Here is an 8,591-nt window from a genome sequence, read left to right as displayed (position 1 = left end):
ACCCCAACAGAGTGACGGCCACACGCCGCCCGGCACAGCACCCGAACGGCGCGTCACATCACAACAGGGCAAACGTTCCCTGCTACGGCACTAGAGCCGGACGGCGAGGCGCTGCCAGCCCAGCCGGTACAGCCGCGCACCGTGCACGGCCATCCCCTTCCGGCAGGCCCCTGCGACCCGGACGGCGCGACGTGGCACCGGCGCGGCAGACGCCGCCCACGTACCGGCCGCCCAGGAACCCGCGCAAGCCGTATGTTGAGGCCCCCGATCGCCCCTTCCCATCCCGCGGTCGAATGTGCACCGCACGGTGCCTTGTTGCCTCCCGGTGTCCGTGCCCCGGCGGCCAACACTCGGAAGCGGGCACCGACGCTCAAACGGCTGGCCCGTCGGCAGTGTGAGTTCTCGGTCTACCGGAGCCAGCACGTATCACCTCGGGCAGGGCTTCGCCAGGCGGTGTCGTAGCGCGGACTCGGTGTGGACTTCTGCCTCCTGCTGGCTCCTCGATTCGGACTGGGAAGTCGAGCTGGAGGCGCCCGCCAGCCCCTCGCACGAGTCAGTCCATGCCGACCCGTCCGTACTCCTGAAGCCGGAGTCGTAGGGCGTTGCAGCGGCCCTTCCCCCATTGGGGACAAAAGTCCTGTCGGCAGTCGTGTCCTGCCTGGAGGCGACCTCGCCGTCTCCTGCGGATCAGCAGCGAGTGAGTGCCGGCCCCGAAAACACGGTGGGTCACGGCTCCGTCGACTCTGCTGGGAATCGCCAGTTCGTCCGCGGCTTCGCTGGAACTCCGTCCCATCCACGCCCCGGTCTCAGAATGTGGCCAGGTTGGTCGGCACGATCACACAGGGACGGAGCACTCAGCCCCTGGGCCAGCCGGATTCCGAATTTGCAGACGGCTCCTCGTGCTTCAGTACGACGAGCACATGGAGGGCAAGCAGCTGCTGGTGCCGGATGAGCTGGACCGGCCGGTGGTGCCGCCGACCGACGCGATATGTCCGGGCGCCGTCCCCACGCAGTCTGCGGCATCGCTCATGCCTTCGTTATTCGCCTCGCCAGATGTTGTCGAAGGCCGCCTCGTCGAGGGCTCGCCGTTGCCGTTGGAACCCCAGATCCCTCAACGCGTCATCAACGGCGGCGAGCACCGTCGTCACCGCGTCGTCGACCACGCTTGGGGAGTCGCCAATTGGCTTGTCACGGATTCCGACGGCCGCTGCAAGGGCGGCGAGTACGGGCTCATTCGATGTCCAGCGGTCAGCCGCCTCGCGGCGAGCGGGTGAATCGACCAACACCATCCGACCGGCTCGGGAGGGCATCCAGCGCGGGCGGCGTTGCCGAGTGAGCTGTCCTTCCGCCTCAAGGGCATCCAGATAGGCCGTGGACAGGCCGCGGCCTCTGCGCCACAGCCAGTCTTCGAGCGACTCGTACGACGCTTGTCGGACGAGCGACGACGCGGCCTCATCCAACAGGCGATCAGCCATTGCCGGCGGGTGGCTCGGCACGATCTGGTCGCCGTCCAGTCTGACGGCCTGGGCGCTCAGGAGGTCGATCACCTCGGCTCCCGCGAGCGCGAGCGACAGATCGCCTCGCTCCAGAGTCCGACTGGCCGCCATGTCCATGGCGGCGATCAACAGGTCCCGCGGTGTGGTCATGAATGGCTCCGTGTCAGGGGGCATCAGTAGCGTCGCTGAGCAGCTGGTCCGGCGCCCGGCGTGACGCCGGACGTCAAGGTCGGCTGTCGATGGCCCACCGCGATCGCTGCGCGGATTTGCTGTGTGTAGCGGGCGGACGTGAAGTTCGGCCGCCCCGACGCCGTCCACCAGCTTACGGAGCACGGACGGCAGCTGCATCCCGCGCTGATGGCCCTGAGCCGCTGGGGGAGCGCATATCCCGGCAGAGGCCAGTGTCGGCAGGAGTCCCGATGCTCATGCTCACGCTCGTGTCGATAGTCGCCCCGTACAGGGTGCGTGGAGACGGTGATACTGAGCTCCAGAGGCCGTGCCTGAAAGCGGGCCTGGGCGACGGTCTCGCCGGACTCCATGAGGCCGACTCCGGTCATCCAAGCGGCAAGTGCCGTGCCACTGTCGACCGGCGAGAAGCGTTCACCGGTCATGGACCGGACCCCTGAGCGGATTGGCACCTTCCTCGACGCTCACGGTGTCGCTGACCGGCGGAAACCGCAACGACTCGCCCAGCTGATGCCCTTGCTCGCGAAGGTCCCCCCGATCCGTGGCCTCGTCGAGCGCCCACGAAGACGGCCCGACGCAGCGCTCGGGGACCGCGGTTATGGCCATGCCAAGTACCGGCGCCTGGTCCGGGCACAGGGCCTCAAGCCCGTGATCGCCTGCCGAGGCATCCCACACGGCTCCGGACTCGGCGTCCACCGCTGGGTCGTCGAACAACCGCCCTGACTTCCGCCGACTACGTATCCGATGGGAACGACGCGACGAGCTCCACGAAACCTTCCGCTGCCCAGCCACCCTGCCTTATCACCCACCGACACATCCAACGCCTCTGTCAGGCCCTTCTGCGCGCGCAATACTCGTCCGATGACTACGCCCCCGCGCTTCGCGTCGACACGTGACTACGTCCTGCGTCTTGAGGACCTCGGCTTCTGGCAGCCGTACATCGCCGAGATCTCGAAACGCCACGGTCTGACCGTCCCGGGCCAGGAGACGGTGGCCGGCACCGGCGGCACGTTTCCCACTTACGTCTACGGCGATGTCGTGGTGAAGCTGTTCGGTCACCTGCCCTCGTGGCGCGGGGCCCACGCTGCTGAGCGCGCGGCGCAGAATCTGCTGGCCACCGACTCCGCCATCGCCGCACCCAGGCTGCTCGGCGAAGGCCGGCTGTTCGGTGATCCCGCCGCCTCGTGGCCGTATTTGATCACCACGCGGATGCCCGGGACCTCTCTGGAGAGAACCACTGAGGTGACGGCGGAACAACGGCTTGGGATCGCTGGGGAACTGGGACGTCAGGTCCGGCGGGTGCACGGTCTCAGCCCTTCAGGCGTCGTCAGCGACCTCCACCTGCCCGTGCTCGACGTGACAGCGGCCTGCGCGCAGAGTTCGCTGCCGGCCCATCTGGTTGCGCAGGTCGAGGTCTATCTCAATGGAATCCAGCCTTTCGACCGCGTCGTCGTGCACGGTGACTTGACGGCGCGTCACACGTTCCTTGACGAAGGCCGATTCACCGGAATCATCGACTGGGGCGACACCATGGTGACCGACCGGCACTATGAACTCTGTCAGGTGCACCGCGATGTCTTCCGCTGCGACAAGACGTTGCTGCAGGCCTTCCTGGACGCCAGCGAATGGCCGGTGGAAAAGGACTTTGCGCGCCAAGCGATGGGTCTCGCCCTGCATCGCCAGGCGCGCGGCGTCGCCCAGCATCACACTATGGACGTCTTTGAGCCGGTAGCGGCGCTTCTCCCGCTGCAAGACATCGCGACACTGGACGACTTGGCTGCGGAGCTCTTCGGAGTCTGACTCGATCTGCTTCCTGCGCGGACCGGGCGAAGGGCAGCGGAGTTCTCGGCTCGGAGTTTCGTCGCCTCTTTCATGCGGTCCCTGCATGTCGCGGTGAGGGCCGGTTGATACGACGCTTCGGGGGATCGTACTGAGCAGGAGGGTTACGGCTTGGTGGCTGAACAGACGGTTTTGCGGCGGCGGGTACCGAAGCCCCTCGGCGGGCGACGGCGGGAGGGCAGGCATCCATGAACGCAGTGCCCTCTTGGGAGTCGTGGACAGGTGGTGCGCGAACCCCAAGAGGCACTCTGCTGTTCACCGATGTGGATGAGCGCGCCGTCAGGCAGGACCTGGCCGGCGCCGGGTCGACGAATGCCGGGCTGCTCACTGAGGCGAGCGCTGTGACGCTGGACGAGCCGCGTTGTGGGCGGCTTGCCGCATGTCGCCTCCCCCTCTCGTGTCCGCATCTCTGCCGCCCACCTGCGGACTCTCGCAATCGGCGTGATCCGTTCGTCGTGCCCGTGCCCGTGCCCGTGCCCGCGACGGACGGTCGGGATCAATGGAGGGGAAGGAATGACGTACCGGGCGTCGGGTGAAGATGGTGCTTCCCATTCGACGGGGAGGGGAGTGACGAGTCCTGCGTCATCCGCTGAGCTGGTTCAGTGGCTCAGGCCATGACGGCCCGGGCCGTGACCGCATCCGCCGGATCCCAGCCGGCTCGTGGCACCGAGGCCAGCAGCAGCCGGGTGTACGGGTCTTGCGGACCGGCCAGTACCCCGGCCGTCGGTCCTTGCTCCACCACCGTTCCGCGGCGCATCACCAAGACCTCGTCCGTGATGTGGTTGACGACCGCCAGGTCGTGGCTGACGAAGACCAGGGCCACCCCCGGTGTCCCGGCGGATCACGCCCAGGAGCTGGAGGATCTGCGCTTGGATCGAGACGTCCAGCGCGGCCACTGCCTCGTCGAGGACCGACGTCTTCGGATCGACCACCAGTGCCCGTGCGATGGCCGGCCGCTGCCGCCCCGGGCTCGTTCGTCCCGGCCGAGTTGTCTGCGATGTCAGGGGACTGCGCCCCGGGTGTACCCAGTCCTGATGGGGCGTCAATGACTGGTTTGTTGGAGGCTCCGCAAGCCCGCGGGCAGGGCGACCCCAGAGGGTGCTCGTGGGGACCTGCCCTGGAGGCCGGCAGCAATCTTTCGGATTGCGGGGAGCCGCGCGAACAGTGCTTCTCCGGGGCAGTTGGTCGCATAGCCGTCGCGATGGCCGGAGATGGCGTCAAATTCGGCGGAAGTTCCCTTGGTGTAGCGGCTCTTGTCGTTCGTGGACGTGAGCCGTACCTTGCTGGTGGGTTCGATGCCGTTCAAGCCGAGCTTCCAGGCGGCGAGGGCTGCGATCGCGTGCTCCATGGCTGCCGGCACGGGAGTGCCTCGTCCGAAGGTGCCGATCGCCGCAATCCCCGTGGTGCCCTGGTTGAACCCGAGGGTATGGGAGCCGACGACGGGGCGGTCGGTACCGCCGGCGCGGCCTTCGTATATGGTGCCGCATTTGTCGACGAGGAAGTTGTAGCCGAGGTCTCCCCATCCCTGGTCACGGATCTGGCCCGTGTACAGATTGCGCAGTGTACGCGGGACGCTGGCGCAGTCGTAGCCGTTGGGGGTGTCGGTGTGATGGATGAACACCGCTGTCACCCCTTGCGCGTAGTGGGCATGTGGGTCGCGCTTGGTCTCGTCGGCCCGCCACTGAGTACGCAACACGATGGCGGGCCGAGGCGCCGCACGGGGGAATGGCACTGACCTCGCTCCGAGGGCCGGGAACGGCAGCGCGGAATCGACAGCCGACTCCGGAACTGCTTCGGCCCGCCATACGGCAAGGGGGCCTTCCGGTGTCGTAGCGCCGACGGCACGGGCCGTCGTCACTCCGGGCGGTGCCGCCATGAGTGGAACTGCCACAGGGGCCGCTACCCACAGTGCCATTCGGTACAGACGCACGGGAAAACCTTCTTTGTCTTTCGCCGAGGGGACGGCGAGAACGCGTATGCCCACAGCTTCGCGGTGGGAGGTTCGCTGCGCGCCCCGGGTTAGTGCAGGCAGGCGAGCGTGCCGGCACTCCTGCCGACTGCGGCAGGGGTGTGTGGGTGAGCGCTTCCGCCATCGGGGTGAGGTGTGCGATGACGAGTCGAGGCACGCACAGTCACCCGTGCCAAGCGGGCCGACCGGGTACCTTCCCGGCACCTGACCGAACTCGCCCGTGGCTGCGGATTCGACGTCGACCGGCCGGTCCGGCGGGAAGCCGAGCTCTCTGCCGCTGAGCTCCGGCACCTGGCGGATGTCCCCAGCCGCTGTAGCCCGTGACTGCTGGGCGCGTGCCGCGGGGCGCCCACGTGAGGGTTGTGCCGAAGGGTGTCTGCACCGTTGTCTGGAGGGGTGCACCCGGGGTTGCACCCCAGGCGCGATTGCAGGCGCAAAACTTTCTTTTCGCGATCCTGGGTGTTTTGCCTGGTCAGCTCCATGGGCAAGCTCCTTTCGCATGACGGCTGCCGGTTGCCGGCAGCCCGCATCCCAGCACCTAGTTGACTCGCATCCGCCGACCAGTCCCGTCGGGCTGGCCTTTCGGGCGCTCGCTCGCGCCAGCCGTACGGACCGCCGGACCCATACGCCGACGCGTGCGGCGACACATCAGGCAAACCGAGCGCGCTGTCGGGGGGCTCCTGGCACTCTGATTTCAGCCCCTGCTGTCCCTGTCGGCGGGGGCTCTCGCATGTCCGGTGCTCCTTCCGGGAGCAGCACCATGGGACGGCGATGAGAGAGTGACGTCCCCCGAACGCGTGTCGAACAGTCCGTGGGAAGCCGGCGGGACGGGTGTGCAGGAATCCGGTGCTGCGTGGAGGCACGCCCTGCCGAGAGCGCGGCAGCCTGTGCGTGTCGCGTGATGACATGCTGGAGGCCAGCGAACTGGGGAGGAGCAGACGGCGGTTTGAGTGCGCGGGGGCTCGGCCCACGAGCAGGGCTTCGAGTTCCACCCGGTCTCCACGGCATTCGAGGTGACTGGTGACGGGGAGGCTCACCGCGCATGTCGACGCGGCTGTGGTGTGGCGCGATGGCAGCGCGTACTGCTTCTGCGGCTCCGAGTACGTGAGCTACGACATTGCCGGTGACACGGCAAGCGCGCGCTCCGCGGCGTGTCGACTCGCCGATTGTGGGAGCCGGTCTGCCCGTGAAAGGCCGGGACAGGCGATGGCATCCCGGCTCGGCCAGGCAGCCTTCAGTGAGATCACTCATGCCGCGGCAGAACGGAACGCCAGGGCAGTTTCCGGACACCCCTCACCCTGGTACTTCCGTGCGCTCCCACCATTCGTAGACAGGCAATTGGCCCTCGTCGGTTTCCTGGTGACGTGTCGTCGCCTTGAAGTGCTCGTATCCACCACGGAACGGGATTTTGAGGTCGACTCCAGGCGTAATGATGGAAACGATCCGCTCAGGAAGATCGTCGGGGCCGCCTTCAAGGACTGCTTTCATCGCGTTGGTCATGGCGAAAGTTTCCCCTGACGGTGGTCCGGCTTCTCCGTGACGCGCCGAAGTGCTCGCCGCCGTGTGTCCTGACGGCATCCCAGCAGAACGCCCATGATTTCCGGCAATCACTTGTTGCAGGACCCCTGTCCAAGGAGGCACGGAGACCGACGGACCGAACCCCGCGGAGCTCGCGGAGCTGCGTTACGCGCTCTGTGCCGGTGCTCTCCGGGATCGGATACCCCGTGCCCGGTTGGGCGCTCCCACGTCGCCCTGTTACTGGGCACGGGCGCGGCAGACGAACTCGATCCCGGGGCGCTTGGTCAGCTGGCCTAGGACGATGGCCGCCTCGCGGTCGCGCAGCAGGCCGACTGGTCGACCGGTCTTCACGTACGGTCCCGTGGACACGGCCCTTGGGCATTGCGTACTCGTCGATGGCCGCAGACCCGCGAGCCGGCGGCTGAAGTCCTGGCATCGCGTTGACCAGCTGCAATACCGTGCTGCGGCCGACAGGGACGCCGAACACTCGCAGGGCGGGCGGGTGACGCCCCTGCGGATGGAAGTGCGCAAGCCGACCGATTCGTTCCTCGGCAACGTCCTGGCGGGCAAGCTCTGGCTTCCGGGGCAGGTGGCGGGCGAACAGTCAGCGGGTCTTGACGCGCACGGTTGGGCCCGGTTGCGGACTGCTGTCGGCGGATCCGCCTTCGCTCGGCCGCCGGGGTGATGTCATGTGGAGTTGCGCTACCTATCCTGCCGCCGGGCATACTGCCGACCGTGGCGTGGAACGGATCTGCGCATGACCGAAAGTGCGAGCCCTCGTATCTTGACGCCTCGGATCACCGTGCTGAGAGTCCAGCCAGGTGATCCGCCCTTCCGCCTTGTGGAGATCGACGGGGAGGTCGTCAGCGCGGCGACATCGATGACGGACGTGCTCCACGCCGCCTGGGCCGCAGGCATCAGGGTCCACGACCTCGACGACCCGGGCGAGGTCCGGTGGGTGGGCGGCGGCAAGTTCACCTGGAGGCTGCACTAGGCAGTTGCCACGCATGGGAGGGCAATCGACCGCCGACGCGGATCACCGCACCGCTTCTCCGTGGGCAGCGCCGACTTTTTCGATCGGGGCACCCAATCGGCGGTGGGCGCACCTCGTAGATATCGACGGTCACCTGGTTACTGCTCGGGTCGACGCCCCACGAGGTGTTGGGAATGCCGGACAGCTGGTCCCATTCGGCGTGGATGGCGTCGAGCGCGGCCGCACTGTTGGTGACGGCCTTCGCCGCCCCACCTGTGTTCCGAACCGATTCCGCAGCGGCCTGGGCGAAGAGGTGAAGCGAAGAGTCCACCGCTGATTGAACCAAGGCTTCGTCAGGCCACCCCTCATGGGGCTCTCGGTCGGCGATGCGGCAGTATCAGCTCAGAGCGCCGACGATGCCGGCGAACGCAAGGAAGCGCACGGCCCTTCGCTCGAATCCGCGATGCAGACGCGGGAAGCCGTTCCGCTGAGGTCTTCTCGGCAACGTGACGGTTTGAGGTTCCCCCGGCGTGCGGGAGGTGCTGATCAGCTGGTCAGGGCGGGTTGACGGGGTTTCAGGTTCGTTCGTTCGGCCGTTGCCTGGTCGGCG

Annotated in this window: 7 protein-coding genes and 2 pseudogenes; 3 read left to right on the top strand and 6 right to left on the bottom strand. The window is 67.4% G+C overall.

Going from position 1 to position 8,591, the window contains the following annotated elements:
• Positions 1–1,037: 1,037 nt before the first annotated feature.
• Positions 1,038–1,646: a GPP34 family phosphoprotein gene (locus ACIPEK_RS45750; protein WP_402008755.1), complete on the bottom strand. Its 609-nt coding sequence runs from the start codon at positions 1,644–1,646 to the stop codon at positions 1,038–1,040.
• A 499-nt stretch (positions 1,647–2,145) separates the two neighbouring features.
• Here ACIPEK_RS45750 and ACIPEK_RS45745 point away from each other — a divergent pair.
• Positions 2,146–2,547, top strand: a pseudogene (locus ACIPEK_RS45745) (transposase); the annotation flags it as partial.
• On the top strand, positions 2,544–3,482 hold the full coding sequence (locus ACIPEK_RS45740; protein WP_402008753.1) for a phosphotransferase family protein: 939 nt from the start codon (positions 2,544–2,546) through the stop codon (positions 3,480–3,482). The pseudogene ACIPEK_RS45745 and the gene ACIPEK_RS45740, both read left to right, overlap by 4 nt.
• 646 nt (positions 3,483–4,128) lie before the next feature.
• Here the strand turns inward: ACIPEK_RS45740 and ACIPEK_RS45735 are convergent.
• The 4 genes and pseudogenes from ACIPEK_RS45735 to ACIPEK_RS45720 form a co-directional block, all read right to left on the bottom strand.
• A pseudogene (locus ACIPEK_RS45735) lies at positions 4,129–4,486 on the bottom strand (ABC transporter ATP-binding protein); the annotation flags it as partial.
• A 77-nt stretch (positions 4,487–4,563) separates the two neighbouring features.
• On the bottom strand, positions 4,564–5,217 hold the full coding sequence (locus ACIPEK_RS45730) for a peptidoglycan recognition protein (RefSeq protein ID WP_402008751.1): 654 nt from the start codon (positions 5,215–5,217) through the stop codon (positions 4,564–4,566).
• A gap of 1,566 nt (positions 5,218–6,783) precedes the next feature.
• Positions 6,784–6,990, bottom strand: a complete 207-nt coding sequence (locus ACIPEK_RS45725) for a DUF5988 family protein (RefSeq protein ID WP_402008749.1) — start codon at positions 6,988–6,990, stop codon at positions 6,784–6,786.
• Between the two features lie 255 nt (positions 6,991–7,245).
• Complete coding sequence (locus ACIPEK_RS45720) at positions 7,246–7,377, bottom strand: hypothetical protein (RefSeq protein ID WP_402008747.1); 132 nt, start codon at positions 7,375–7,377, stop codon at positions 7,246–7,248.
• Positions 7,378–7,765: 388 nt separating this feature from the next.
• Between ACIPEK_RS45720 and ACIPEK_RS45715 the strand changes: the two genes are divergently transcribed.
• Positions 7,766–8,002 (top strand): hypothetical protein, encoded by a 237-nt coding sequence (locus ACIPEK_RS45715; RefSeq protein ID WP_383081355.1) that lies wholly within the window; start codon positions 7,766–7,768, stop codon positions 8,000–8,002.
• On the opposite strand, the gene ACIPEK_RS45710 is transcribed toward ACIPEK_RS45715, so the two are convergent.
• A complete protein-coding gene (locus ACIPEK_RS45710; RefSeq protein ID WP_402008745.1) occupies positions 7,983–8,312 on the bottom strand; it encodes an alpha-lytic protease prodomain-containing protein in 330 nt (109 codons plus the stop codon). The two genes, ACIPEK_RS45715 and ACIPEK_RS45710, sit on opposite strands and share 20 nt — an antisense overlap.
• Positions 8,313–8,591 lie beyond the last annotated feature (279 nt).

Origin of the sequence: Streptomyces sp. NPDC088246, assembly GCF_044741025.1 — a bacterium.
GTDB lineage: Bacteria > Actinomycetota > Actinomycetes > Streptomycetales > Streptomycetaceae > Streptomyces.
Note: the sequence above shows the minus strand (reverse complement) of the source record. Positions and strands in the feature narration are given on the sequence as shown.

Bases quoted from the DNA above. Each gene is read 5' to 3' on its own strand.
- ACIPEK_RS45725 (WP_402008749.1), bottom strand. From the start codon at position 6,990: ATGACCAACGCGATGAAAGCAGTCCTTGAAGGCGGCCCCGACGATCTT.
- ACIPEK_RS45740 (WP_402008753.1), top strand. From the start codon at position 2,544: ATGACTACGCCCCCGCGCTTCGCGTCGACACGTGACTACGTCCTGCGT.
- ACIPEK_RS45750 (WP_402008755.1), bottom strand. From the start codon at position 1,646: ATGACCACACCGCGGGACCTGTTGATCGCCGCCATGGACATGGCGGCC.
- ACIPEK_RS45715 (WP_383081355.1), top strand. From the start codon at position 7,766: ATGACCGAAAGTGCGAGCCCTCGTATCTTGACGCCTCGGATCACCGTG.